At 38.9% G+C, this 25,110-nt stretch carries 24 protein-coding genes, 2 tRNA genes and 1 rRNA gene (1 of these 27 cut by a window edge); 15 read left to right on the plus strand and 12 right to left on the minus strand.

Annotated elements, in window-relative coordinates; all coding sequences use genetic code 11:
- Window positions 1-422, minus strand: a 16S ribosomal RNA gene (locus tag MWU78_RS19625) (it extends 1,357 nt beyond the left edge of the window).
- Between the two features lie 714 nt (window positions 423-1,136).
- Here MWU78_RS19625 and thrS point away from each other — a divergent pair.
- The 4 genes from thrS to rplT all read left to right on the plus strand — a co-directional run bounded on the left by thrS (window position 1,137) and on the right by rplT (window position 4,389).
- Window positions 1,137-3,077: a threonine--tRNA ligase gene (gene thrS / locus MWU78_RS19630; protein WP_247000995.1), complete on the plus strand. Its 1,941-nt coding sequence runs from the start codon at window positions 1,137-1,139 to the stop codon at window positions 3,075-3,077.
- Between the two features lie 34 nt (window positions 3,078-3,111).
- The gene (gene infC, locus MWU78_RS19635; RefSeq protein WP_348647117.1) at window positions 3,112-3,660 is read left to right on the plus strand and encodes a translation initiation factor IF-3; all 549 of its coding nucleotides are present in this window, start codon (window positions 3,112-3,114) and stop codon (window positions 3,658-3,660) included.
- Between the two features lie 96 nt (window positions 3,661-3,756).
- The gene (rpmI, locus tag MWU78_RS19640; protein WP_187588568.1) at window positions 3,757-3,954 is read left to right on the plus strand and encodes a 50S ribosomal protein L35; all 198 of its coding nucleotides are present in this window, start codon (window positions 3,757-3,759) and stop codon (window positions 3,952-3,954) included.
- Between the two features lie 90 nt (window positions 3,955-4,044).
- Window positions 4,045-4,389, plus strand: a complete 345-nt coding sequence (rplT, locus tag MWU78_RS19645; protein WP_247000998.1) for a 50S ribosomal protein L20 — start codon at window positions 4,045-4,047, stop codon at window positions 4,387-4,389.
- Between the two features lie 105 nt (window positions 4,390-4,494).
- Here the strand turns inward: rplT and MWU78_RS19650 are convergent, their stop codons facing one another.
- Together MWU78_RS19650 and MWU78_RS19655 are read right to left on the minus strand one after the other, a co-directional pair.
- Window positions 4,495-4,767: an EF-hand domain-containing protein gene (locus MWU78_RS19650; RefSeq protein WP_187588565.1), complete on the minus strand. Its 273-nt coding sequence runs from the start codon at window positions 4,765-4,767 to the stop codon at window positions 4,495-4,497.
- Window positions 4,768-4,821: 54 nt separating this feature from the next.
- Window positions 4,822-5,244 carry a secondary thiamine-phosphate synthase enzyme YjbQ gene (locus MWU78_RS19655; protein WP_247001000.1) on the minus strand — a complete coding sequence of 141 codons (423 nt, stop codon included), beginning with the start codon at window positions 5,242-5,244 and terminating at the stop codon, window positions 4,822-4,824.
- Window positions 5,245-5,362: 118 nt separating this feature from the next.
- Between MWU78_RS19655 and MWU78_RS19660 the strand changes: the two genes are divergently transcribed.
- Window positions 5,363-6,175, plus strand: coding sequence for an HAD family hydrolase (locus tag MWU78_RS19660; RefSeq protein WP_247001002.1), 813 nt, complete (start codon window positions 5,363-5,365; stop codon window positions 6,173-6,175).
- A 7-nt stretch (window positions 6,176-6,182) separates the two neighbouring features.
- On the opposite strand, the gene MWU78_RS19665 is transcribed toward MWU78_RS19660, so the two are convergent.
- Window positions 6,183-7,169, minus strand: coding sequence for a helix-turn-helix domain-containing protein (locus MWU78_RS19665; RefSeq protein WP_247001004.1), 987 nt, complete (start codon window positions 7,167-7,169; stop codon window positions 6,183-6,185).
- 126 nt (window positions 7,170-7,295) lie between these two features.
- Between MWU78_RS19665 and MWU78_RS19670 the strand changes: the two genes are divergently transcribed.
- Window positions 7,296-9,713 carry a TonB-dependent receptor gene (locus tag MWU78_RS19670; RefSeq protein WP_247001006.1) on the plus strand — a complete coding sequence of 806 codons (2,418 nt, stop codon included), beginning with the start codon at window positions 7,296-7,298 and terminating at the stop codon, window positions 9,711-9,713.
- A gap of 20 nt (window positions 9,714-9,733) precedes the next feature.
- Window positions 9,734-11,077 carry a hypothetical protein gene (locus MWU78_RS19675; RefSeq protein WP_247001008.1) on the plus strand — a complete coding sequence of 448 codons (1,344 nt, stop codon included), beginning with the start codon at window positions 9,734-9,736 and terminating at the stop codon, window positions 11,075-11,077.
- A 532-nt stretch (window positions 11,078-11,609) separates the two neighbouring features.
- Here MWU78_RS19675 and MWU78_RS19680 read toward each other — a convergent pair.
- The 6 genes from MWU78_RS19680 to tgt all read right to left on the minus strand — a co-directional run bounded on the left by MWU78_RS19680 (window position 11,610) and on the right by tgt (window position 18,810).
- Complete coding sequence (locus MWU78_RS19680; protein ID WP_247001100.1) at window positions 11,610-12,797, minus strand: asparagine synthetase B; 1,188 nt, start codon at window positions 12,795-12,797, stop codon at window positions 11,610-11,612.
- 204 nt (window positions 12,798-13,001) lie between these two features.
- The gene (gene dnaB / locus MWU78_RS19685; protein WP_247001010.1) at window positions 13,002-14,549 is read right to left on the minus strand and encodes a replicative DNA helicase; all 1,548 of its coding nucleotides are present in this window, start codon (window positions 14,547-14,549) and stop codon (window positions 13,002-13,004) included.
- Window positions 14,550-14,705: 156 nt separating this feature from the next.
- Window positions 14,706-15,659: an acetyl-CoA carboxylase carboxyltransferase subunit alpha gene (locus MWU78_RS19690; RefSeq protein ID WP_187588557.1), complete on the minus strand. Its 954-nt coding sequence runs from the start codon at window positions 15,657-15,659 to the stop codon at window positions 14,706-14,708.
- 12 nt (window positions 15,660-15,671) lie between these two features.
- The gene (locus MWU78_RS19695; RefSeq protein ID WP_247001012.1) at window positions 15,672-16,610 is read right to left on the minus strand and encodes a DMT family transporter; all 939 of its coding nucleotides are present in this window, start codon (window positions 16,608-16,610) and stop codon (window positions 15,672-15,674) included.
- The gene (locus MWU78_RS19700; protein ID WP_348647116.1) at window positions 16,597-17,679 is read right to left on the minus strand and encodes an LptF/LptG family permease; all 1,083 of its coding nucleotides are present in this window, start codon (window positions 17,677-17,679) and stop codon (window positions 16,597-16,599) included. Before MWU78_RS19700 ends, MWU78_RS19695 begins: the two co-directional genes overlap by 14 nt.
- Window positions 17,680-18,810: a tRNA guanosine(34) transglycosylase Tgt gene (gene tgt / locus MWU78_RS19705; RefSeq protein ID WP_247001014.1), complete on the minus strand. Its 1,131-nt coding sequence runs from the start codon at window positions 18,808-18,810 to the stop codon at window positions 17,680-17,682.
- 168 nt (window positions 18,811-18,978) lie between these two features.
- Between tgt and MWU78_RS19710 the strand changes: the two genes are divergently transcribed.
- The 3 genes from MWU78_RS19710 to MWU78_RS19720 all read left to right on the plus strand — a co-directional run bounded on the left by MWU78_RS19710 (window position 18,979) and on the right by MWU78_RS19720 (window position 21,631).
- Window positions 18,979-19,824, plus strand: a complete 846-nt coding sequence (locus MWU78_RS19710; RefSeq protein ID WP_247001016.1) for a transketolase — start codon at window positions 18,979-18,981, stop codon at window positions 19,822-19,824.
- Window positions 19,825-19,863: 39 nt separating this feature from the next.
- Complete coding sequence (locus MWU78_RS19715) at window positions 19,864-20,817, plus strand: transketolase C-terminal domain-containing protein (RefSeq protein ID WP_247001018.1); 954 nt, start codon at window positions 19,864-19,866, stop codon at window positions 20,815-20,817.
- A 235-nt stretch (window positions 20,818-21,052) separates the two neighbouring features.
- Complete coding sequence (locus MWU78_RS19720; RefSeq protein ID WP_247001104.1) at window positions 21,053-21,631, plus strand: outer membrane beta-barrel protein; 579 nt, start codon at window positions 21,053-21,055, stop codon at window positions 21,629-21,631.
- A 72-nt stretch (window positions 21,632-21,703) separates the two neighbouring features.
- Here MWU78_RS19720 and MWU78_RS19725 read toward each other — a convergent pair whose 3' ends face one another.
- Entirely contained in the window at window positions 21,704-22,621 is a 918-nt protein-coding gene (locus MWU78_RS19725; protein ID WP_247001020.1) for an FKBP-type peptidyl-prolyl cis-trans isomerase, read from the minus strand.
- Between the two features lie 79 nt (window positions 22,622-22,700).
- Here MWU78_RS19725 and MWU78_RS19730 point away from each other — a divergent pair, with 79 nt between their 5' ends.
- From MWU78_RS19730 to MWU78_RS19740, 3 genes are read left to right on the plus strand one after another with little or no spacing between them, the layout of a single operon-like run.
- The gene (locus MWU78_RS19730; RefSeq protein WP_247001021.1) at window positions 22,701-23,075 is read left to right on the plus strand and encodes an RNA-binding S4 domain-containing protein; all 375 of its coding nucleotides are present in this window, start codon (window positions 22,701-22,703) and stop codon (window positions 23,073-23,075) included.
- The gene (locus MWU78_RS19735; protein ID WP_247001023.1) at window positions 23,059-23,646 is read left to right on the plus strand and encodes a methyltransferase domain-containing protein; all 588 of its coding nucleotides are present in this window, start codon (window positions 23,059-23,061) and stop codon (window positions 23,644-23,646) included. Before MWU78_RS19730 ends, MWU78_RS19735 begins: the two co-directional genes overlap by 17 nt.
- 8 nt (window positions 23,647-23,654) lie before the next feature.
- Window positions 23,655-24,155 carry a phosphoribosyltransferase family protein gene (locus tag MWU78_RS19740; RefSeq protein WP_247001025.1) on the plus strand — a complete coding sequence of 167 codons (501 nt, stop codon included), beginning with the start codon at window positions 23,655-23,657 and terminating at the stop codon, window positions 24,153-24,155.
- Here the strand turns inward: MWU78_RS19740 and MWU78_RS19745 are convergent.
- Window positions 24,144-24,659: a shikimate kinase gene (locus MWU78_RS19745; RefSeq protein WP_247001027.1), complete on the minus strand. Its 516-nt coding sequence runs from the start codon at window positions 24,657-24,659 to the stop codon at window positions 24,144-24,146. The two genes, MWU78_RS19740 and MWU78_RS19745, sit on opposite strands and share 12 nt — an antisense overlap.
- A 136-nt stretch (window positions 24,660-24,795) precedes the next feature.
- On the opposite strand from MWU78_RS19745, the gene MWU78_RS19750 reads away from it, so the two are divergent.
- Window positions 24,796-24,868 (plus strand) — tRNA-Lys (locus MWU78_RS19750).
- A 109-nt stretch (window positions 24,869-24,977) separates the two neighbouring features.
- Window positions 24,978-25,064: transfer RNA gene (locus tag MWU78_RS19755), tRNA-Leu, on the plus strand.
- Window positions 25,065-25,110 lie beyond the last annotated feature (46 nt).

Here is a 25,110-nt window from a genome sequence, read left to right on the forward strand (position 1 = left end):
AGGACCGTCTTCCTGCACGCGGCATGGCTGGATCAGGCTCTCGCCCATTGTCCAATATTCCTCACTGCTGCCTCCCGTAGGAGTCTGGTCCGTGTCTCAGTACCAGTGTGGGGGATCCCCCTCTCAGGGCCCCTACCCATCGCTGTCTTGGTGAGCCGTTACCTCGCCAACTAACTAATGGGACGCATAGTCATCTTGTACCGTAGCCTTTAATGTAACTGTGATGCCACAGTTGCATACCATGGGGCATTAATCCAAATTTCTCTGGGCTATTCCCCAGTACAAGGCAGATTCTATACGCGTTGCGCACCCGTGCGCCGGTCGCCGGCGGATAAGCAAGCTTATCCCCGCTGCCCCTCGACTTGCATGTGTTAGGCCTGCCGCTAGCGTTCATCCTGAGCCAGGATCAAACTCTTCATCGTTGATTCTTATATAACTTCGATCAACCATATGAGATATCTTCCCGGCCCGTTCTTTCGATTTCTTTTTCTGCACCACATCCCCGTTTCCGGAAATATGGTGCGCTGTCTTTACAATATATCAATGAACTTATTTCTCTTTTATCGTTCGCCCTGTTTCCCAAAGCGGCTGCAAATGTACAGCCTTTTTTTAATCCGACAAGCTTTTTCGAAAAAATTTTATTTTTCTTTTTGCCAGTAGATCCGAAACAGTAACTTTAATGAACGTGGCGCTCCAAACACCCTTTCCGCCAATTCCGACATTGCTTCGTTAGCGGGGTGCAAATTTACCACCCTTTTTTAAATCCACAAGGGTTTTTTGAAACTTTTTTTACCTTTTTTTCAAGGGCGCGCACAACGCCCTGTCAACAAGCATATTGCAACAAAGCAGGACACGCAAAAAGGGAAAACAATTTAACGCTTTTTCCCATAACCGCAAAACAATGGCACGTTAAAATTGTGCCGAAACGCGCCAGGCCCGCCTTCCAGTAGGCATGGGGAGAACCGGCATCCCCGGAGCAACGAAAGGGATACGGCCCGGCACCCGGCCCGATAAAGGGAGGGAGCACCAAACAACTATCCTATATATGTATATGTATATGTATAAAATCGTTCCTATATATATTGCCAACATTAATACTAGATGTTATCTTTGCACACTTATTACGACAAAAAAGCATGATCAAAATAACTTTACCCGACGGTAGCATTAGAGAATATGCCGAAGGAACAACACCTTTAGAGGTAGCTAAAAGCATAAGCGAAGGATTGGCGCGAAATATCATTTCTGCGAAATTTAATAGCGTTACAGTCGAAACCGTAACTCCATTGAAGCAAGATGGATCGCTTATCCTATATAGTTGGAACAATAAAGAAGGAAAAACAGCTTTTTGGCATTCTACCTCGCACGTTGTAGCCCAAGCTTTGGAAGAATTGTACCCTGGTGTAAAATTAACCATAGGACCAGCCATTGATAATGGATTTTATTATGATGTGGATTTGGCCGAGGGCTCTATTTCAGAAAAGGACTTTCCTGAAATTGAAAAGAAAGCCTTGGAAATTGCTAGGGGGAAACACGATTTTAAGATGCGTTCCGCCACCAAGGCAGAGGCACTGGACCTATATAAATCCCAAGACAACCAATATAAGGTAGAACTTATTGAAAATCTGGAGGACGGCACCATTACTTTCTGTGACCATGACACCTTTACCGATCTTTGTAGGGGCGGACACATACCTAATACCGGTATTATAAAAGCCATTAAAATACTAAGCGTAGCTGGCGCCTATTGGAGGGGAAATGAAAAAAACAATCAGTTGACCAGGGTATATGGCATTTCCTTTCCTAAACAGAAAGAACTCACCGAATATTTGGAACTACTGGAAGAAGCCAAAAAAAGGGACCACAGGAAACTGGGCAAGGAATTGGAACTGTTCACTTTTTCACAAAAAGTGGGACAAGGACTTCCTTTATGGCTTCCAAAAGGCGCGGCCTTAAGAGAGCGTTTAGAGAATTTCCTAAAGAAGGCACAGAAGAAGGCCGGATATGAAATGGTGATTACCCCACATATTGGACAAAAGGAACTTTATGTTACCTCCGGTCATTATGAAAAGTACGGAGCTGATAGCTTTCAACCGATCAAGACCCCCAAAGAGGATGAGGAGTTCTTACTAAAGCCCATGAACTGTCCACATCATTGTGAAATTTACAATACAAAGCCATTTAGCTATAGGGAACTTCCAAAAAGGTATGCCGAATTTGGAACTGTTTACCGATATGAACAAAGTGGTGAATTGCACGGACTTACACGAGTACGAGGCTTTACACAGGATGACGCCCACATTTTCTGTACTCCGGACCAATTGGCGGATGAGTTTAAAAACGTAATTGATCTTACCTTATATGTATTGGGATCTTTAGGATTTGGTAATTTCACAGCACAAGTATCCGTAAGGGATTTGGACAAGCCTGAAAAATATATTGGATCGGTAGAAAACTGGGAAAAAGCGGAAAATGCCATTATAAATGCAGCCAAAGAAAAAGGCCTCGACTTTGTTATAGAAAGTGGTGAAGCTGCTTTCTACGGTCCCAAGTTGGATTTTATGGTAAAAGATGCCCTTGGCAGGAACTGGCAATTGGGGACAATTCAGGTAGACTATAACTTACCGGAGCGTTTTGACCTTACCTACAAAGGTAGTGACAATGAATTGCATAGACCTGTAATGATCCACAGGGCTCCCTTTGGAAGTATGGAACGTTTCATTGCACTTTTGCTGGAACACACAGGAGGTAATTTTCCACTTTGGCTGATGCCGGAGCAGGCTATTATACTACCTGTCAGCGAAAAACATGAAATATATGCCCAAAAAGTTTTAAATTCCTTGGAAAATAACGACATTCGCGCCCTCATTGACAACCGAAATGAAACGGTAGGCAAGAAAATACGTGAAGCAGAGATGAATAAAATCCCATTTATGCTGATTGTAGGGGAGAATGAAGAAAAAGAGGAAACCATTTCTATCAGGAGACATGGCGGTGAAGATTTAGGCGCCATATCCGTAAAAGCATTTTCCGACTTGGTATTAAATGAAATAAACAGTACCTTAAAGTCGTTTTAAAAAAAAGTTTAACTAAAAAAATTACGTCATAGCAATTAGAAAAAGATTTAGGCCTCAACCTAGAAGGGAAAACAAAAACCCGCACAACATCAATGAAAGTATTTCATCGCCCACAGTTAGGTTGGTTGGCGACAATATAGAGGTAGGTGTATACAACACCCGCGAAGCCTTGGCCAAAGCGGAAGAACTGGAATTGGATTTAGTAGAAATTTCTCCTAAAGCCGAACCCCCTGTTTGTAAAATAATAGATTACAAGAAGTTTCTTTACGAGCAAAAGAAACGGGAAAAGGTCATGAAGTCCAAAGCCACCAAGGTAATCGTAAAAGAAATAAGATTTGGTCCACAAACGGATGACCATGATTATGAGTTCAAGAAAAAGCACGCAGAGAAATTCTTAAAAGATGGTGCAAAGCTAAAAGCTTATGTGTTCTTTAAAGGTCGTTCCATTGTCTATAAAGATCAAGGGGAAATTCTATTGCTTAAATTAGCCTCAGAATTGGAAGATTTAGGTAAAGTGGAGCAGATGCCAAAACTTGAAGGTAAGCGCATGACCATGTTCCTTGCCCCAAAAACCAAAAAATAAGCCTGGGCTTCGTAGCTCTGGTTATTTAAAATAAAATGCTGAATTAATTTTTAGCATCAAGATAGTAAGCGAGATAAATTAATAAATAGGAAGAAAATGCCTAAACAGAAAACAAAATCCAGTGCCAAAAAGCGATTTAAGCTTACAGGAACTGGTAAGATTAAAAGAAAGCACGCATTTAAGAGCCACATTCTTACGAAGAAGTCCAAAAAGCGTAAGCTAGCGTTAACCCACTCTGGATTAGTTCACGAGGCGGATGTTAACAGTATTAAAGAACAATTACGTTTAAAGTAATCGTTTAATTCGGTAATTATTAACCCTGGAGTTAGGCATTAAAAGTATTCTACATTAAAGGATCGCCTACTACAAAAAACAATTAAAATTATGCCAAGATCAGTAAATTCAGTTGCTTCCAGAGCCAGAAGAAAAAAGGTAATGAAGCAAGCCAAAGGTTACTTTGGAAGACGTAAAAACGTTTGGACAGTAGCTAAAAATGCGGTTGAAAAAGCAATGCTATATGCTTACAGAGACCGTAGAAACAAGAAAAGAACTTTCCGTTCCCTATGGATTACCCGTATCAACGCTGGTGCCAGAATGCACGGAATGTCCTATTCCCAGTTTATGGGCAAGGTAAAAGCCAACAATATAGAGCTAAACCGTAAGGTTTTGGCTGATTTGGCCATGAACCACCCAGATGCTTTCAAAGCTATTGTGAACAAAGTAAAATAAATTAATAAACTTATCTCGCTTATAAGAACCTGTTCCAAAAGGAACAGGTTTTTTTTATGCCTTGTTCAAAATCTTCAAGGATATTGAACACAAAACCAACTACTATCAAGTTGTTTTTATCTTCCCAACAGCCTGCTTGAACTCTTCCCAGTCGATAAACTCATCGCCAGATTTATCATAACCTTCAATTAGCTTAGAAGATACAATTCCACGCAAAAATCCACTTATTTCCGCTTTCTTCAACAACTCAACTATCTCACTTTTTTTAAGTTTACCATCTCCATCTTCATCAAAAAAGTTGTATGCCTCTTCCGGGGTTTCAAATTTATTAGTGATCAGAATCTGTATTTTGTTTAATATCATGTCCTTTGTTGCCATAATTTCACTTTTAAAAACCGAATTACACTAATTTACAAAATAAAAAAACACCTACTAAACCCCAAAATAGCTTATCACCAAATTCCTTCCACTTGCATTGTTCCTGTGTTCACACAAATAGATACCCTGCCATATTCCTAAATTTAATTTACCATTGCTAATAGGTATCTGCACAGATGCTCCCATCAGAGAAGATTTGATATGTGCGGGCATGTCGTCCGAGCCTTCATAATCATGGCGGTAATATGGCGCATTTTCCGGAACCATTATATTTATATGGCTTTCAAAATCTGCCCTAACGGTGGCATCGGCATTTTCATTTATAGTTAAGCTTGCCGAGGTATGCTTTATAAAAACCTGAAGCATACCTGTTTGTATCCTTTTTAAATGTGGCAAGTGTTCCAGTATTGTATTTGTAATTAAATGAAATCCTCTCCTGTAAGCCTTTAAACGTACCTCCTCTTGGTAAAACAACATAATAATGGGTATCTATAATTTGTCCAAATTTCGACAAATATTAATAAATCCAAAACTTTACATAACAAGACTTGAATTTAGGATGATAACAAATACCTTTGCAACTTAAACTATTTGAATGGATTTATCTAAAGTGAAAATGGTGGTCACCGATATGGATGGCACACTATTAAATTCCCAACATGAGGTAAGCGCTAAATTCTTCTTCTTATTCGAAGAACTAAGAAAGAGGGACATTAAATTTGTGGCAGCGAGTGGACGACAATACAACAGCATAGTTGATAAACTGGATGCCATTAAAAATGATATAATTGTTGTGGCAGAAAATGGAGCTTTTGTTAAAAAGCAGGACAAAGAATTGTTGGCAACACCTTTGGACCAAGATACCATTAAACAAACCATAGATCTTTTAAGGAATATAGAGGGCATACATCCGGTTCTGTGCGGTAAAAACAATGCCTATACCAATGGCAGTTCTGATGCTTTTCTAAACAAACTAAGAGAGTATTATTCCGAGTTTAGCGTTTTAAACGACATTTCATCTTTTGATGGCGAAGTTTTAAAAATAGCCATTTACCATTTTGAAAGTTCTGAAAAGCATATCTATCCTTGGGTAAAGCATTTGGAATCGGAATTAAAAGTGAAAGTTTCTGGAGAGAGTTGGTTGGATATTTCCCATATGAACGCTAATAAGGGTTATGCCTTGCAGTATATTCAAGAAAAGTACGGCATCAGCAGACAGGAAACAATGGTTTTTGGCGATTACAATAATGACTTGGAAATGTTATCCATGGCCGATTTTAGCTTTGCAATGGCCAACGCACATCCTAATGTCAAGAGGGCATCGAAATACTTGACAACCAGCAATAATGATTTCGGTGTTGAAAACATTTTGGAATCAATGTTAGCGGCAAAACAGATTAATAGATAAAAATATATCACTGCTGCAAACCTAACAATGCACTTGGTAAATACCCCATTGTTTTCTTAAACGCAACGGTGAAATGCTGTGGATTGGAATACCCCACTTCATAGGACGCCTGTGCAATTGATAAATTGTCCGTAAGAATCAATTTTTTGGCCTTCTCCATCCGCAAACGGGTAATATATTTAAATATGGTTGTTTGATGCATCTTTTTAAAACAACTTTTTAACTTGGTAGTATTAAACCCTGCTATTTCAGACAGTTCCTTAATAGTTAATTTTTCCTTTAGGTTTCTGATGATATAGGAATCCACTTTTTCAATAGCTTCATAATCTAATATAGACAACTTGGATTCCCCTTTATCACCAGTATCATTCTCCCTTCCCAGCAAGGCATCTATTACCAAACAGCGCATTTGGGATTCTATATAGTTGGTTCTGGAACTCCCTATATATGGACAGTTCAAAATTTTGAGAAGCATTATTCTTAACCTAGATGGAATTGGTTGTCCTGTACCCCACAGACATTTGGGATAGTTACCAAAAACGTCCAGGAATGACTCAAAGTCAGAATGATATTCTGTACCCAATAAATCTTGGAGGTACATCTTTGTAAAGAAAACCTCTACAGAAACACACACTAGCCCTTTATGTTTTTGAGTTCCTAAAACGTTTGGCCATTGAACAAGATTATAATAACCGGAGTTAATACCCAACTTGGTATTGTCTTCTTTACTGCTAAACCTATAGTTACCTTCTAGCAAAAAATGGATACCAAAACAAGAATGGGTATTTTCATATTCTAAGGTAGAAAGGTTGTCGAGACTTAAATTTCTCAGAATTACCCTGGCGCCATCTAACCAGAGTTCCTGTTTACCTCCTTTAATTCCATTTTCTTGGCTGAACACTTGATTTACAAATGGATCCTCCTGAACAACTTCCATGGAATCAACACCTTTACTTATACTACGATTCTTAGTTGGAAAAAGACCTATTCTCATTAATTCTCAATTCGTAACTAAAACTTCCTTTTGCGTTATTGCTACCCGAAATCCCAGATTATATTTGCAAATCTATTATTATTTAGACTAAATCTTAATAAAAATAGAAAACTTTTTACAAAAAATATGAAGAACTTGTTTACGGCTGTCCTACTCTTGGTTTTCTTGTCTGCAAAAGGCCAAGAATCTTTCGGTACAATTTCGGGTACGGTAAGTGATGCTACGGGAGAGCCCTTACCCTTTGCAACTGTATTGATAGAAGGTTTAAAACGCGGTGTTCTATCGGACAATAATGGGGCATACTTTATTAGCAAGGTGCCTCCAGGAATGCAAAAGATCGTGGTTTCCTTTATAGGCTATGGCACGCTCTCAAAGACCATTGATGTGTACGAAAGTGCCACTAAAATTAAGATCGATTTCACCCTGCAGGAAACCGTGGAAAACCTAGATGAGGTAACTGTCAGCGGCAAGACCAAAGAGACAGAGATTGAAACCAAAGGCTTTGCTGTTAATGCCATAAAAACAGAAGAAGCTAGTCTAAGAAATATTCAAACGAACGAATTGTTAAACACTACTGTTGGTGTGAAAATTCGTCAAAATGGAGGTTTAGGTTCCGAGGTTAGTTATAGTTTAAATGGATTGTCAGGAAACTCTGTGCGCATATTTATCGACGGAATCCCCATTTCTATGTATGGCAATTCTTTTAATTTGAACAGTATTCCACCTTCAATGATTAAAAATATTGAGGTTTACAAAGGGGTGGTTCCTGGGCATTTGGCAGACGATGCTCTAGGAGGAGCCATTAATATTGTACTTCATAAAGATGCAAAAACCAATTTCAATGCTTCGGTTTCCTACGGATCCTTCAATACCTTTCAAACCAGTGTAAATGGCTTATATCGCTTCGAAAAATCTGGATTTACTATAAAGGCATCCCTTTTTCATAACTATTCCAATAATGATTATAAAGTATCAGGTAGAAGCGTAGTTGTTACTGGTTTAGGAGGTGTACAAACACCTATTACGGCAAGAAGATTCAACGATGCCTATAGGTCTACAGGTGGAATGGCACAGGTTGGCTATACCAATGTAAAATGGGCAGACCAATTTTTTCTTGGTGTTACCGGTTCTGATGATTATAAAGAAGTACAGCATGGGGCTTTTATGACTATTACTCCGTACAAGGATAGGTTCTTAGAATCCGATGCCCTATTGGCGAGCTTAAACTATCAAAAGAAAAATCTTTTCACCAAAGGGCTTGATGTTACTATAAACGGATTGTATGGTAAAAGAAACCGAGCTGTCAACGATACCGTTTCTTGGGCGTATAGTTGGAATGGAGAAAGAGCTATTGATTTTAGAGGAAATGAATATCAATACACTTGGCGTTCCCAACAAGAGGGAGGACCTACCCTAGCTAAAATTAAAAGAAATGTAGCATCAATTAGAACTGGGGTTTCATATGCTGTTAACGACAAACACAAGGTTTCTGTAAATCATGTATATAGTGGAATTGACAGGGAAGATAGTGATGCTTTAAGATCAGTATTGGAAAACACCTTTCTCGGAACCAGAGATTTGCATAAAAACATTTATTCTTTAACCTATGAATTAACAGCTTTAGAAGAAAAGCTAAAAGCCAGTTTATTTGGAAAACATTATCAGCAGAAAACTGTAAGTATTGATCCTGCTATAGAAACTGACAGCAACGGAAACAACATAGTAGTAGATGAAGTTGTTAGCAGTAATAAGAATTATGATGGATATGGCTTTGCAGTTTCCTATGCCATTATTCCCAATATAACACTTTTAGCATCCGCAGAAAAAGCTATCCGGTTGCCTAACGAAACAGAAGTATTTGGTAATGACGGAGATAACGTAGTCGCCAATTCAAGCATTGATCCCGAAAGCAGCAACAACTACAACTTAGGTTTCAGATTTGGATCATTTAACATCAAAAAGCATGACTTTACCATGTCAACAAATGTTTTCACCCGAAACATCAAAGATAGAATTGGTTTACCTATTCAAACATCACTCAATGTAGATGATGAACTAATAGTATATGTAAATCAAGGGAGTGGCACATCTAGAGGAATAGACGCACAATTAAACTATACCTATAACAATAATTTTGGTCTCAATTTCAATATTTCCCGTTTCAATTTAAAAATTGAAAATCAAGGAATAGAGATAGACGTTCCAAATACACCATTCTTTACCATGAACGGTGGTCTCCGTTACTCGTTTAAAGATGTACTTCTCAAAAATTCGCGTTTAAATCTTTTCTATAATGCCTATTTCACCGATGAATTTTCATTCTTGACTGCACAGGGAACGAACACCGTTGGTACTGAGTTTTTTGAAGTACCCCAACAATTGGCACAAGATTTTGGTCTTAGTTACACTTTCCCAAATAATAAGTTTGTGATAAGCTTTGACATCAAAAACATATTTGACGAACCCGTTTACGATAATCTTTCTGTACAAAAGCCAGGAAGAGCTTTTTACCTAAAATTAAATTACACAATCAATAAATTTTAACCCATTTAATAGAATTAAAAATGAAACGTACTTATTTAAATTTTAAAACCTTAGCAACAATTGCATTAACGGCTGGCCTAATGACTGCTTGTAGTAGCGATGATATTGGCGGAAATCCAGATCCGGATCCAGATCCAATTGAAGAAGCTAGATGGATTACCGTTGCCGCTGCTAAAATGGGAGACATCCCTGGTGATGGAAATGGAGGAACATTAATTTATTCTGTAACCAGCAATGATGCAAAAGACCCTACTGTATCAATCGCGCCTTTTGAAAACGGATTTATTGCCCCTTCCAACAGAACAGCTAGATTACAGTCTTCCGAAGATGGCAACATTATTTTTAATATTAGTTACGGTGGAGATACTGGCGGAAACTACACAAAGTATACTGTAGAAGGAGGCCAAACTTTTACAGCTTCAGGCTCTGACGTAAGTATCGCCCCATATGTTGGCACTGCACCAAGATGGATAAAATTATTTGATGGAGACCAAACTGGGGCTGCTGTTTATGTAAACACAGAAAATGAATTTGATGACAGTGACGATTACAAACGTACAGAAGCTACGATTGGTGTTGTAACATTGGATTTAGTGAATTCTTCAATAAAGGAGTTCCAAGAACATAGTGTTCCCTTAAGTGCCGAAGAAGAAGCTAATGGTTATTATATCTCAAGAATAGACATGCCCACTCTAAATGCAGCTGGAGATAAATTATATATAGGTGCACGATTAAGCAAGGTTGATCCTGCCACTGCAGAAAGTGACAGTGATTATGAAATTTTAGGTTCTAAAACTATTGTACTGGATTACCCATCTTTGTTAAATCCATCTGTAATTACTTCTACCGTAGGACACGGAAATACGAACGGTTATCGCAGTATTAATTCCTTCGAATATAATGGAAGTGTTTATCAAGCCAATCAAAGTGACCCTGCAGGATCCCACATTTTAAAAATTGATGCCGATAACGAATATGACGATTCTTATGAGTTTAATTTGGATGATGCTTTAGGTATTGAAGGAGCTTATATCCTTGCTTGGAGACCTGCAGCAAATGGCAAAGCGGTTTTAGCTTACCGCCATAATGGATCTGCAGAAGGCGTAGCAGGTGCTCAAGGGTTTTTCGCTTTAGTAGATTTAAACGCTAAAACAGCTGTAAAAATAGATGCTATTCCTTATGACCCAGATTTCTACTTATTCCAGTACCAAGGTTTTGTGATCGATGGAACAGAAATATACGTAACCCAAGGTGCTGTAGGTCAAAATGGAAACATTTACGTTGTAGAAACTGAAACTGGCGAAGTAACTAAAGGTGCTGAATTAATAAACGTAGCAGGAAGCCACTTTATAGGTGCATTTTAAACCCAAGGGGGTAATTTCCTATATCAAAGTAATTCTATATGACCATGTCCCTCATCCGACTAAATGGTAAACAATGATACTTGACACCACTTTGAACTCTCCTAAGGCATATCAAAAGAAGTCAATTTTATTACCAGAACTAGACAAATGGTTTGGATACCGGTACCCGTCCATTGGAATTTCTTAACAACTATAATTTTTAAAACCGTTATCCAAATCTCTATTTCGATAACGGTTTTATATGTTCGAAAACACAAAATTATAAGAAAATCAAAACTACTCTTTTAGAACTATTGCTCTTTTTCTTGCCACAAGCTTAATATCATTTGACGGCATAGAATGGCGTTGGTGAGCAGTTGTATTCCATTGGTAAGTTGAATATAGATACTTTATTGATTGGCGTCCGAAGGCATCAACAAGGATTAATCTTGGTAAAGACCTTAGTCAATACCAAAACCGAAGGCAAATTAAGCTAGATTGCTATTGAGATAAGTAAATTTGTCAAGAGAAAAATTAAAAATCTGATTTCTGCTCAGGTCTTCTGCTTCTTTTTCTGAGCAGCGGGAAAAAGGACATTGTTCAAAATAAGGCGATAACCTGGAGAGTTGGGATGAAGTTCCAATTCGGTCTTCGGGTCCCCTACCCTGTGCTGATAGTCCTCCGGATCGTGACCACCATAAAATGTAAAGAAACCCTTTCCTTTAATTCCATGGATATAGCGTGCCTCACCATTAATTTTATTTTCGCCCAATACCAGTACGGTGGGTTTAATTTCCTGCCTGGCAAAGGCCGTTGTCTGTCCCATAAACCCCTTAACCAAAGCGGTATGGTTTTGGCACAGCATAGTAGGAACCGGGTCCCATTTGGCAGAGAAATCCATCAAAGAAAAATAGTCTGCTTCCTTGGGAACATTGCCCCGCGAATTGGTCATATCTATAGAAGAGAATTCATATCGCAACGGATTGCGCTCCAACGTAAAATTGGTGAAGGCAAAAGTTTTTCCATAGTCCAGCTTTCCTTGGTAATTGGCATCTGAGGGGTCACCATCAAACATTGGCTCACATATATCCACTCCGTCCGCAGATAAGGCAATATCAAAACTATCCGTGGCGGAACACATAGCAAACATAAACCCTCCCCCAATAACATAATTTCTAATTTTTAGAGCTACGGCCCTCTTTTCCTCAGACACTTTATTATATCCTAATTTTTGGGCCAAGGCTTCCGCATTCTGTTTTCCTTCTATATACCAGGGTGCAGCTCTGTAGGCACCATAAAATTTACCATATTGTCCCGTAAAGTCCTCATGATGCAAATGCAACCAGTCATAGAGCACCAATTTGTCCTCCAGTACTTCCTCATCATACAATTGCTCATACGGAATTTCAGCATAGGAAAGAACCATGGTAACCGCATCGTCCCAAGGGGAGTTATCCTTAGGGGTATATACGGCAATTTTAGGAGCCTTCTCCAATATTACCGCTTCCTGATTTTTGGAAGGGCTTGCAATTTCATCTAGAATAGCTTGGGTTTCGGAATCGGATAAAATTTCAAAGGACACCCCCCTTATCTGACATTCCTTACGGATAGTTTCCCCGTCGGGCAACAAAAAGGAACCTCCCCTATAATTCAACAGCCACTGTACTTTTTGCTGCTTGGTCAATACCCAGTATGTGATACCGTAAGCTTTTAAATGGTTTATTTGACTTTCCGCGTCCATAGGAATAAGAATACTGGAAGCGAAGGATTTTAAAACAAGGAAAAAGAAAAAAACGGTAATGAACACCCTCTTGGACAGGGTGCTGTGCAATATTTTATTTTGGAATATATTCCTCAATTTCTTTCCTTAAATTATATCTATTGGCAAGATAGGAAAATCCCAAAAACAAACAAGTTAAAACGTTTAAAGCTGTGCTGAGGCTGTTTAGAATGGCACATCGTTATCATCCTGCATGGAATCATCGTTCATGGAACTACCAAAAGCTTCATTGGCATTGGGAAGGTTTTTGGTAATAAACGGATTTTCATCTTCGGCATTCATTTTGGATTGAAATTCAAACGGAGAATCAAAATCATCCAAATTATCGAATTTACCTAGATGTCCAACGAATTTAAGACGGATATTCTCCAAACCACCATTTCTATGCTTCGCCACAATAAATTCTGCTTGTCCGGCTGTTGGGGAACGTTCTTCATCATCCCATTCATCAATCTTATAATATTCCGGCCTATAGATAAAAGAAACAATATCGGCATCCTGTTCAATAGCTCCGGATTCACGTAAATCTGAGAGAATAGGACGTTTACTTCCTCCCCTGGTCTCTACGGCCCTGGATAACTGCGATAACGCTATTACAGGCACATTTAATTCCTTGGCCAATGCCTTTAAGTTCCTGGATATAGTAGATATCTCCTGTTCACGGTTTCCTCCTTTTTGACTTCCTCCTGCCGTCATCAACTGCAAATAATCAATAATGATCATTTTAATATTATGCTGCGAAGCCAAACGCCTTGCTTTGGCCCGAAGGTCGAAAATAGATAGGGAAGGCGTATCATCGATAAACAAGGGTGCGGTTTCCAATGCTTTTACCTTAACGTTCAACTGTTCCCATTCATGTTTCTCCAATCTTCCCGTCCTCAATTTTTCGGAAGACAATCCTGTCTCCGACGAAATCAACCTTGTAATCAACTGAACAGATGACATTTCCAAGGAAAAGAAAGCCACCCCAATATTGGAATTTACGGCAATATTTCTTGCCATGGACAAGGTTAGGGCCGTTTTACCCATACCTGGACGGGCAGCCACAATTACCAAATCACTAGGTTGCCAACCAGAGGTTAGCTTGTCCAATTTATCAAAACCGGACGGTATTCCACTAAGTCCCTCCTTACCTGCAATTTCTTCAATCCTTTTCTTTGCCTGGATGACCAAATTCTGGGCCGTTTCAGCAGAACGCTTTAAGTTACCTTGGGTAACATCATACAACTTGGATTCTGCGGTATCCAACAAATCGAACACATCGGTAGAATCCTCGTAGGCCTCTTCGATTATTTCATTTGAAATCTTGATAAGACTCCGTTGTATGAATTTTTGAAGGATAATACGGGCATGAAACTCTATATGCGCAGAAGAAGCTACTTTCTGTGTCAATTTTATCAGATAAAAATCGCCCCCGGCACTCTCCAACCGACCATCCTTTTTCAATTGGGAAGAAACGGTTAATAAATCCACCGGTTCAGAATTTTCAAACAACTTAAAAATGGCTTCATAGATATATCTATGGGCGTCCTTATAAAAGGCTTCAGGATGTAGGATATCTATTACTTCATCGACCCCCTTCTTGTCGATCATCATTGCACCTAATACAACTTCCTCTAAATCAGTAGCTTGAGGCGGTATTTTACCTTTTTCCAAGCTAATAATGGTCGACTTGTCTATTCGATGACCAATAATAGGGTTCGTTTTTTCCATGAGCGCTAAATTATACAAATAAGAATTAAAAAGGGTTTTGGGATATTAACAGTTGTTCAACAATTTGCCTGTTGATAAGTTACGGAATTTGTTTATAAGCAAAAAAAAACTGGAGAATTTCCGCTCCAGATTTTTTCACCTTGACAAAAAGGGATACTATCCATTAAATACACCCATGTTGGCATATTTATCCATTCGGTTTTTCACCAATTCTTTTGGTGATAACTTTTTTAATTCCTCATAATGCGAAGAAATTTTATTTTTTACGATTTCAAAAGTCTTATCCCTATTGGCATGTGCACCACCAGCAGGCTCACGAACAATTTCGTCTATCAACTTCATTTTTTTCATGTCCGTTGCGGTTAATTTTAATGCCTCTGCCGCAATTTCCTTATACTCCCAGCTTCTCCAAAGAATGGACGAACAGGATTCCGGTGAAATAACGGAGTACCAAGTATTTTCCAACATCAGTACCTTATCACCTACTCCAATGCCCAAGGCTCCTCCAGAAGCGCCTTCTCCAATGATAACCACAATAATAGGTACCTTTAGACGGGTCATTTCCAAAATATTCCTTGCTATTGCCTCTCCTTGCCCCCTTTCCTCTGCCTCGATCCCTGGGTAAGCACCTGGAGTATCTATTAAGCACACTACTGGGATTCCAAACTTTTCGGCGGACTTCATTAAGCGCAATGCCTTTCTATATCCTTCAGGGTTGGCCATTCCAAAATTCCGTAACTGTCTGGTTTTGGTATTATAGCCTTTCTGCTGACCAACGAACATATAACTCTGATCACCAATTTTGCCTAATCCACCGATCATAGCCTTATCGTCCTTTACATTGCGATCGCCATGTAGTTCCAAAAAGGTTTCCCCACAAATGGCTCTAATATAATCTAAGGTATAGGGTCTATTGGGATGTCTTGACAACTGTACCCTTTGCCATGCGGTAAGATTCTTATATATTTCCTTACGGGTTTCAGCCAGTTTTTTCTCGATCTGTTTACAAGTCTCAGAAACATCAACTTCACTTTCTTCACCGATAATCATGCACTTATCCAATTGCTCTTCTAGCTCTTTAATTGGCAGTTCAAAATCTAAATACTCCATAGGTTTATAGGTTTAGTTCTTTTCATCAGGCAAATATAAAACTTTAATGGGAAGGTAACCCATTAGTCTTTTTTTTAATTTTTTTCTATTTTTCAAAATCCCGTTGGCTACTACAGTAGTTAATATTAAGAGTGCTCCGACATAGAATAGTGGATTCATTTTTTCACTATCGCCAAGAATCAGGAATGCCAATATTATACCATAGACGGGTTCCAAGTTGCCTGTTAAAATAACCGTGTATGGAGAAATGTATTTAAGAATCTTTACCGAGGCTATGAAGGCATAAGCTGTACAGATAGAAGCAAGGATAAAAATAAAGATCCAATCGTTTAAGGGCAGCTGAAAGAACTTTTGATCAAAACTTCCGCTAAATGCCAAATAAATAGTTAGAAACAACACACCGCTGCCCAATTCATAAAATGAAATGATGGAGGGTCTTTGCTCTTGCGTTAATTTACCGTTGATCAAGGAAAACGTGGCAGATAAAAAGGAGGAAACCAACGCCAATAACATGCCAAGCATATAAGTGGTCTCCACCCTAAACATTATATACAGGCCCAACATAACAATGATTCCGAAAACCACTTCATAGCCAACCATTTTCCTACCGTACCAGAACGGTTCCAATAAAGCGGTAAAAAAAGCTCCAGTAGACATAGTTGCCAAAGCTATAGAAACGTTGGAGACTTTGATCGCCATGAAAAAGGTAACCCAATGTAGGGCCACAACAATTCCTCCAATAACCAATGTCAACAAAGTTTTTGGAGGCACCTTCAATGGAAATTTCCTAATAAGGATATAAGCAATAATAATAAAGGATGCCATTAGCATGCGATACCATACCAAAGGCAGGGCATCTATAGTTATCAACTTACCCAGGACTGCCGAAAAGCCCCAAACAAAAACTATAAAATGAAGGTGAAGATAATTCTTTAGCTTAGCGTTTGGCATTCTGCAACAAATAAAACGCTATGGCCCCAAACATAACATTGGGAATGATAACGGCCCATAAAGGCGAAAATCCTGATTGTTCTGCCAGGGTCCCAAATACCTTGTCGAAAAAGATATATATAAATGCCACCCCTATTCCAAACGCTAAATTCACACCCATACCACCCCGTCTCTTTACGGAAGAAACCGCCACGGCAATAATGGTAAGGATAAATGCTGCAATAGGCAATGCCCAACGTTTGTATTTCACCAATATATAACTGTTTATATTCGAAGCACCCTTCCTTTTTTGTGTAGCTATAAATTTGTTTAGCTCAAACATATTCTTGGTCTCAGCTATATAGGATACGGGAGTAAGGTCGTCAATCTTAAAATCGAAAATGGTATCCAATCTTCGTTTTGTTTCCACAATTTCCACATCGTTCACCAGTTTTCTTTTTTCGTAGGAAGTAAGTCTGTAAACAGTATCCTTATCTATCCAGCGAATGTTGGCTGCGGATATCTTAAAGTCCAACGTGTTTTCCTCGTTAAAACGTTCCATGGTGAAATTATAACCTATCTGCCTTGCTGGATCAAAACTACTGACATAGATATAATCGTTCTCATTTAATTGATTGAAAATATTTGTGGTAACCCTATCCTGTTTTCCCTTTTTTAAATATTTAAAAATAAACTCATTGTAACCCACACTAGCGTTTGGCACAATAAACATCCCCATAAAAAACATGATGATGGCAATTATGGAAGCACCTATTAAATAAGGGCGCAAGAATCGGCCGTAAGACACCCCTGAACTAAGGATAGCCACAATTTCGGTATTGTTTGCCAATTTGGAGGTAAAGAAAATGACCGACAGGAAAAGGAAAACAGGAAACAATAGATTCCCAATAACCAAGGTGAAATTTAAATAATACATGGCAATTTCAGGAAAAGGGACCTCATTGTCTATCATTTTCCCTACTTGCTCTGCCAAATTCGCCATAATTCCAATGGGCACGAACAGCAAAAGCATGACAAAAAAAGTTGCCAGGTAGCGCTTAAGTATGTATTTATCTATTATGGTTAGCACCTATAGTCGTTTATCCATTTGTTTCACCATTACAGATTTCCATTCATAGAAATCCCCTGCTAAAATATGTTTTCTTGCCTCACGAACCAACCACATATAAAATCCCAAATTATGAATGGTAGCGATTTGTTTTCCCAAGTACTCATTAGCTGCGAACAAATGCCTTAAGTAGGCCTTGGAATACTCATGATCTACAAAGGTGGTCCCCATTTCGTCCAAAGGGGAAAAATCGTCTTCCCATTTCTTATTTTTTATATTGATAGTGCCATGCGCTGTAAAAAGCATACCATTTCTAGCATTTCTTGTAGGCATAACACAATCGAACATATCTATCCCCAATGCAATATTCTCCAATATATTGATAGGAGTACCCACTCCCATTAAATATCTGGGTTTGTCCTCTGGAAGTATTTCGCAGACCACCTCTGTCATTGCATACATCTCCTCAGCAGGCTCGCCCACAGAAAGTCCGCCAATAGCGTTACCCTCCGCTCCTACTCCGGCAATATATTCCGCTGATTGCCTTCTAAGGTCCTTATAGGTGGATCCTTGTACAATTGGAAAGAAAGTTTGCTCGTAATCATAGGCAAAGGGAGTTTTCTCCAAATGTTTAATACAGCGGTCCAACCACCTATGGGTCATATGCATAGATCTTTTTGCATATTTATAATCGCATGGATAAGGAGTACATTCATCAAAGGCCATAATGATGTCGGCCCCGATCACGCGCTGTATTTCCATCACGTTCTCAGGCGTAAACACATGATAGGAACCATCAATATGCGACTTAAACTTAACCCCTTCTTCTTTTATCTTTCTGTTATCCGACAAGGAATATACCTGATACCCGCCACTGTCCGTTAAAATATTTCGATCCCAATTCATGAACTTATGAAGTCCACCAGCTTGTTTCAAAATTTCCGTTTTAGGCCTTAAATATAAATGATAGGTATTCCCTAAAATAATATCGGGATCAATTTCTTCCCTCAATTCTTTCTGATGTACCCCTTTTACCGAAGCAACGGTACCTACAGGCATAAAAATAGGGGTTTCTATCTTGCCGTGATCTGTAATCAGCTCCGCTGCCCTGGCCTTGGTCCTTGTGTCTGAATGTTGTAAAGTAAATTTCAAAAAAAATCTATTTAAAGCCGCAAATATAGTTAACTCAAAGCCATTAAATCCTTAACAAAAAAATAAAGTTCTGTTATGGGCTATGATAGTTGATAAAATATTATAACTCCCGCTTGTGTACCCAAAAGATTGCCATTACTTTTGAAAAGTTTAAAAAATAAAGATAAAATGCCAAAACTTCAAGAATTACAAGATTTGACCGTTCAGGTTCGCAGAGACATTCTAAGAATGGTTCATAAGGTTAACTCCGGGCATCCAGGAGGTTCATTGGGCTGTACTGAATTTATTGTTGCCCTGTACAATGAAGTCATGGAGCTTAAGGACGGTTTTGATATGGACGGTAAAGATGAAGATCTTTTCTTTTTGTCAAATGGGCATATATCCCCTGTTTTCTATAGTGTTTTGGCTAGAAAAGGATACTTTCCTGTTGAAGAACTGAATACCTTTAGATTAATTGATTCGCGTCTTCAAGGTCATCCTACCACCCATGAAGGTTTACCAGGTGTACGCATCGCCTCGGGCTCATTGGGCCAAGGTATGTCTGTCGCCTTAGGTGCGGCACAGGCCAAAAAACTGAACAAGGATTCCAAACTAGTCTACACACTTCATGGTGATGGCGAATTGCAGGAGGGGCAGAATTGGGAAGCCATTATGTATGCTGCAGGAAAGAAAGTGGACAATATTATTTCTACCATAGATTATAATGGTCAGCAAATTGATGGGGCCACCAACGACGTACTTCCTATGGGCGACCTAAAGAAGAAATTTGAAGCTTTTGGATGGGATGTTTTGGACATCAAGGAAGGAAACGATTTGGAAGCAGTCATTAAAGGGATGAAAGAAGCCAAGAGTAGAACTGGAAAAGGAAAGCCGGTATGCGTACTATTGCACACTGTAATGGGACATGGGGTAGATTTCATGATGTACACCCACGCATGGCATGGCAAGGCTCCCAACGACGAGCAATTGGCTACAGCACTGGGTCAAAACCCTGAAACTTTAGGCGACTACTAATCCCTATCCTTTTCTAACAAAAAATTAAAGCAAGTACAGATGAAAAAATATATAGATCAAGGTAAAAATGATACAAGAAGTGGATTTGGTGCAGGACTGACCGAATTGGGCAGGACCAATCCTAATGTAGTTGCATTATGTGCCGATTTGGTAGGCTCCCTGAAAATGGAAAAATTTATAGAGGAAAATCCCGAGCGTTTTTTCCAAATAGGTATTGCCGAAGCAAATATGATGGGTATAGCAGCCGGACTTACCATTGGTGGGAAAATTCCTTTTACCGGAACATTTGCCAACTTTTCCACTGGAAGGGTATATGATCAAATAAGACAGTCTATTGCCTATTCCGATAAAAATGTAAAAATCTGTGCTTCTCATGCCGGGGTTACCCTTGGTGAAGACGGTGCCACACATCAAATATTGGAAGATTTGGGATTGATGAAAATGCTACCTGGAATGACAGTCATAAACACTTGCGACTACAATCAGACCAAAGCTGCAACTATTGCAATAGCTGAACATCACGGTCCTGTTTACCTACGTTTTGGACGTCCTAAAGTGGCTAATTTTACACCAGTGGACCAAAAATTTGAAATTGGGAAAGCCGTAATGCTCAATGAAGGAACCGATGTCACTATTGTAGCAACCGGACACTTGGTCTGGGAAGCATTGATAGCAGCCGAAAATCTTGAGAAACAAGGTATATCTGCAGAAGTAATAAACATACATACCATAAAGCCACTTGATGGGGAAGCAGTGTTAAAATCTGTTAAAAAAACAGGTTGTGTTGTTACTGCGGAAGAGCACAATTATTTAGGAGGTCTTGGTGAAAGTATCTCTGGATTCCTTGCTACCACGCACCCTACGCCACAAGAATTTGTAGCCACCAAAGATACCTTTGGCGAAAGTGGCACCCCTGAGCAATTAATGGATAAATACGGATTGAACAATAAAGCTATAGTGAACGCCGTTGTCAATGTGTTAAAAAGAAAATAATTCAAATCCCCTGAAGGGAGAAGAAGATTCTTAACATAGAAATGGCGAAAACTGTGGAACAGAACTCAACTAAACTGCTAAAATTACGGGCTAGAAATAGTACTTTTATTTAGCGGTTTTTTTGTACCACACCCCCACCCAATCGTGTCAAGATAAATTCTTTTTAAGTTAAACTATTAAAAATGTTGTGCCTAAAATTGCACAATGTATTCTAATTTTAAAAGAACACACTATGATCAAGAAAACAGTTTTATTAGCAGCTATTGCCTTAATGGGCTTTAGTGCACATGCGCAGAACGGTTCAGGATTTGGAATCAAAGGCGGACTTAACTATGGTGCCAATGGTGATTATTTTGAATCTACCGAACAAGCCTACAAAGATCCAAAGGGCAATGTGGGATACCATATTGGAATTTTCGGAAAAGTAGGGGACAAAATTTACCTTAGACCTGAATTGGTGTACACCAAAACAAAATCGGACTACGAAAACAATAGTCTTGCAATGAGTAAATTGGATGCTCCTATATTGTTAGGTGTCAACTTAATTGGACCGTTAAACCTATTTGCAGGGCCTGCCTTCCAATATATTCTGGATACGGACTATGACGGTATTACCATTAGTGATGCCGAAAACGATTTTACAGTAGGCCTAAATATAGGTGCTGGACTGTCCTTTGGCAGATTTGGAATAGACCTAAGGTATGAAAGAGGTTTTAGCGAAAATGAGGTAACCGTTGTCGATGGAACATTTTCCAATGACCGAATAGACACTAGACCAGACCAATTAATTTTGAGTGTGGCTCTGAAACTTTAAAAAAAGTCATCATAATAAAAAATGCCCAGCGGATAGCTGGGCATTTTTTATTTACATCAGTAAAATTTAACTTTAAATATTTTTGTCCAAATAATCAGGAACACCATCGTTATTGGCATCTTTTATTTCGTCCTCGGTAAGGATACCGTCCCCATCATCATCTGTATCCAAATAATTTGGAATGCCATCCTCATCAGTGTCATCGTTAAAAAGATTTCCATCCTTATTTAAATCCTCCAGAATGGTATCTACACCGTCACGATCATGATCCGAGGTATTGGTTGCCAATAAGTTTACTTCAAATATTAGAGGTGCATAGGATGCTCCGGGAGCACTTCCGCTGAAATAGGCAATTCCCGAAGGCATAAATATTAAACCCACACCACTACCTGTTACAGTAAACGTCCCATCTCCATTTTCAATAATTTCACCACCTGATTTAAATTTGGGCATTCCTTCCTTAAATCCTTTTATTACTCCGGAATTACCGGAAACTCCAGATCCCTGCATATCAAACCATACCGGGGCTCCCAACCTACTGTCAAAAATGTTGCCATCCAAGCGCATACCTTGATACTTTAGGTAAACAGAATCTACCGGTGTAGGGTTTTCACCAACACCTTCCCTTGCCACCACATAATATAGGGTGTGTTCAATATCCACTTCCCCTGCATCCAATCCCAAATCACTGGATGATATCTTTATCACCTGTGTTTCAGCATCTTCAAACAAGGATTTTTTGTCGGCATTGGCACCAGCAATGGTATCTAGCTTTATCCTTAGATCGAAACCTTCATCAATTGGTTCTACAAAATCTTCATAGTTATAAAAGTGTGTTTTTAAATAAGCTTGTATTTCAGCATCATTTTCCACTGCAACCTCACTTAGCAATCTTGGGGGTATCACTTCGATGTCATTACCGTCGTCTTTTTTACAAGACCAGATAGCCACAAAAATTAAAGTAAGTAAAAGAATTCTCTTTATAGTCATTGATTTCTTATTTAAAGGCCGCAAGATACAATTTTCAACTATTTTTGTAGAAGACGTTAACAAAGATTTTCAATAGTTTATGCGAATTGACAAATACCTATGGAGCACCCGCTATTTTAAAACACGGAACATAGCTACTGAAGCCTGTAAAAAAGGGCATATAAGAATCAATGAACAAGTGGTTAAACCTTCGAGGGAAGTATATCCGCTGGACAAAGTAGTTGTAAGAAAAAACCAAATTAATTACGAGTTTACTGTATTGGATGTTCCAGAAAGTAGGGTAGGTGCCAAACTCGTGGACATCTATCGAAAGGACACCACTCCCAAGGAAGCCTTTGAACACAACGAGCTATTGCAGTACTCCAAAGATTATTATCGAAAAAAAGGCGCAGGAAGACCTACAAAAAAGGATAGAAGGGACATAGATGGTTACTTGGATGACGAAGTTGAATAAGGATTTCTGGGAGAAAAAGTATGACCAAGGGGAAATGGGGTGGGATATTGGTTACATTTCAACTCCACTAAAAGAATACATTGACCAATTGAAGGATAAAAATATAAAAATCCTAATCCCCGGGGCCGGAAATGCATATGAACTGCTTTATCTGGTGGAAAAAGGTTTTTCGAATGTTTTTATTATCGATATCGCCAAGCAGCCACTGGAACACATAAAAAAAAGGATTCCATATTTTCCTAACGATCAACTTCTGGAAGGGGACTTCTTTGATTTAGAATTGAATAATTTTGATTTAATCTTGGAACAGACTTTTTTTTGCGCCCTAGATCCAATCTTGAGGACGGATTATGTACGCAAAATGAAACAACTTCTGAAACCCAATGGCAAGTTGACAGGGCTGTTGTTTAATTTTCCGCTAACCGAATCGGGACCACCATTTGGAGGAAGCCTTGCAGAATATAAAACCCTTTTTCAGGAGCATTTCAAAATCAAGATTTTGGAAACCGCACACAATTCCATAAAACCGAGAGCAGATAAGGAACTGTTTTTTATATTTGAATCTAAATAGAAATGACTATGGCCAATAGAATATTATCCCATGACCAGATACAGCATAAGATAAAGCGCATTGCCTATCAGATTTATGAGGCCAATGTAGATGAACCAGAAATAATTATTGCCGGAATTGAAGGTGGGGGATTGAATTTCGCCAAGAAGATACAGGCCGTACTCCAAAAAATAACAGAGGCCAACATCGTTTTATGCAAGGTAATCATGGACAAGTCCAACCCTCTGGCCAGTGGTGTTAAGACCTCCATCCCAGAATCGGAATACGCCAATAAATCCGTAGTCTTGGTAGACGACGTGCTCAACTCTGGGACAACTTTAATATATGGAGTCCACCATTTTTTACGCGTGCCCTTAAAACAGCTTAAAACAGCTGTTTTAGTGAACAGGAATCACAAGAAATATCCGGTAAAAGCAGATTATAAGGGAATATCCTTATCCACATCACTCCAAGAACACATAAATGTGGAATTCAAGGCCAAAAACGATTCGGTTTTTTTAACCGAGTAATTGTTGTATTTCAGTAACTAATGTCCCAGGATCTTTATCATCACATTCAATAATATGTGTTGCCTTAAGATAGTAGTTGTTTCGTTCAAATAAATGCTTTCCAATAAATTCCGGTAGGTCCCCATCATCTATATTTTTGATCAAGGGTCTATGGTCTTTTTCCTTAATTAGTCTTTTCACTAGACCAGGAATGGAGATTTTTAGATAAAAAACATGATCTGCCAGAGCCAACATGGTCTCCATATTTCCAGAATAACATGGTGTTCCTCCACCAGTAGACAGAATTAAATTGTTTTTTTGGGACAAAACATCATTTAAATATTCATGTTCCTTTTTCCTGAAAAAGATCTCGCCTTTCCCATTAAATATGTTCGAAACGGTGTTGCCCAGACCTTCCTCAATAACTTCATCCAAATCTAAAAAACTTATTTCCAACTCCTTAGCCAACAATTTACCAATTGTCGTCTTACCACTACCCATATACCCAACCAATACTATTTTCACGTCCTAATTTTTTGTAAAATTGGGCTAATTTGGTGGTAATTCAAAAAAAAAAAAAAAAATCTCCAAAAGGCCTTGCAAAACAAACAAATGATCTTATATTTGCACCCGCAAACAGCAATAGTTTGCTACTCAATATGACCTGGTAGCTCAGTTGGTAGAGCATCTCCCTTTTAAGGAGAGGGTCCTGGGTTCGAGCCCCAGCCCGGTCACAAAAAAGTTAAGTCTCGTACTTAACTTTTTTTGTTTAAAATAGTTTCGAATTAACTAAATTTAGAGACTATTTTCAAACGCATTAAAGTCTTTTAATTAGATTTTAAAGCCCACGTGGTGAAATTGGTAGACACGCCACCTTGAGGGGGTGGTGTTCGCAAGGACGTGCTAGTTCGAATCTAGTCGTGGGCACCAAAAACCGTTGACTTTTTATGGATAGTCAACGGTTTTTTTATTTTCC

Source organism: Arenibacter sp. F26102 (assembly GCF_023015865.1).
Classification (GTDB): Bacteria; Bacteroidota; Bacteroidia; order Flavobacteriales; family Flavobacteriaceae; genus Arenibacter.

Bases quoted from the DNA above. Each gene is read 5' to 3' on its own strand.
- thrS (WP_247000995.1), top strand. From the start codon at position 1,137: ATGATCAAAATAACTTTACCCGACGGTAGCATTAGAGAATATGCCGAA.
- rpmI (WP_187588568.1), top strand. From the start codon at position 3,757: ATGCCTAAACAGAAAACAAAATCCAGTGCCAAAAAGCGATTTAAGCTT.
- rplT (WP_247000998.1), top strand. From the start codon at position 4,045: ATGCCAAGATCAGTAAATTCAGTTGCTTCCAGAGCCAGAAGAAAAAAG.
- MWU78_RS19650 (WP_187588565.1), bottom strand. From the start codon at position 4,767: ATGGCAACAAAGGACATGATATTAAACAAAATACAGATTCTGATCACT.
- MWU78_RS19655 (WP_247001000.1), bottom strand. From the start codon at position 5,244: ATGTTGTTTTACCAAGAGGAGGTACGTTTAAAGGCTTACAGGAGAGGA.
- MWU78_RS19660 (WP_247001002.1), top strand. From the start codon at position 5,363: ATGGATTTATCTAAAGTGAAAATGGTGGTCACCGATATGGATGGCACA.
- MWU78_RS19665 (WP_247001004.1), bottom strand. From the start codon at position 7,169: ATGAGAATAGGTCTTTTTCCAACTAAGAATCGTAGTATAAGTAAAGGT.
- MWU78_RS19670 (WP_247001006.1), top strand. From the start codon at position 7,296: ATGAAGAACTTGTTTACGGCTGTCCTACTCTTGGTTTTCTTGTCTGCA.
- MWU78_RS19675 (WP_247001008.1), top strand. From the start codon at position 9,734: ATGAAACGTACTTATTTAAATTTTAAAACCTTAGCAACAATTGCATTA.
- MWU78_RS19680 (WP_247001100.1), bottom strand. From the start codon at position 12,797: ATGGACGCGGAAAGTCAAATAAACCATTTAAAAGCTTACGGTATCACA.
- dnaB (WP_247001010.1), bottom strand. From the start codon at position 14,549: ATGGAAAAAACGAACCCTATTATTGGTCATCGAATAGACAAGTCGACC.
- MWU78_RS19690 (WP_187588557.1), bottom strand. From the start codon at position 15,659: ATGGAGTATTTAGATTTTGAACTGCCAATTAAAGAGCTAGAAGAGCAA.
- MWU78_RS19695 (WP_247001012.1), bottom strand. From the start codon at position 16,610: ATGCCAAACGCTAAGCTAAAGAATTATCTTCACCTTCATTTTATAGTT.
- MWU78_RS19710 (WP_247001016.1), top strand. From the start codon at position 18,979: ATGCCAAAACTTCAAGAATTACAAGATTTGACCGTTCAGGTTCGCAGA.
- MWU78_RS19715 (WP_247001018.1), top strand. From the start codon at position 19,864: ATGAAAAAATATATAGATCAAGGTAAAAATGATACAAGAAGTGGATTT.
- MWU78_RS19725 (WP_247001020.1), bottom strand. From the start codon at position 22,621: ATGACTATAAAGAGAATTCTTTTACTTACTTTAATTTTTGTGGCTATC.
- MWU78_RS19730 (WP_247001021.1), top strand. From the start codon at position 22,701: ATGCGAATTGACAAATACCTATGGAGCACCCGCTATTTTAAAACACGG.
- MWU78_RS19735 (WP_247001023.1), top strand. From the start codon at position 23,059: ATGACGAAGTTGAATAAGGATTTCTGGGAGAAAAAGTATGACCAAGGG.
- MWU78_RS19740 (WP_247001025.1), top strand. From the start codon at position 23,655: ATGGCCAATAGAATATTATCCCATGACCAGATACAGCATAAGATAAAG.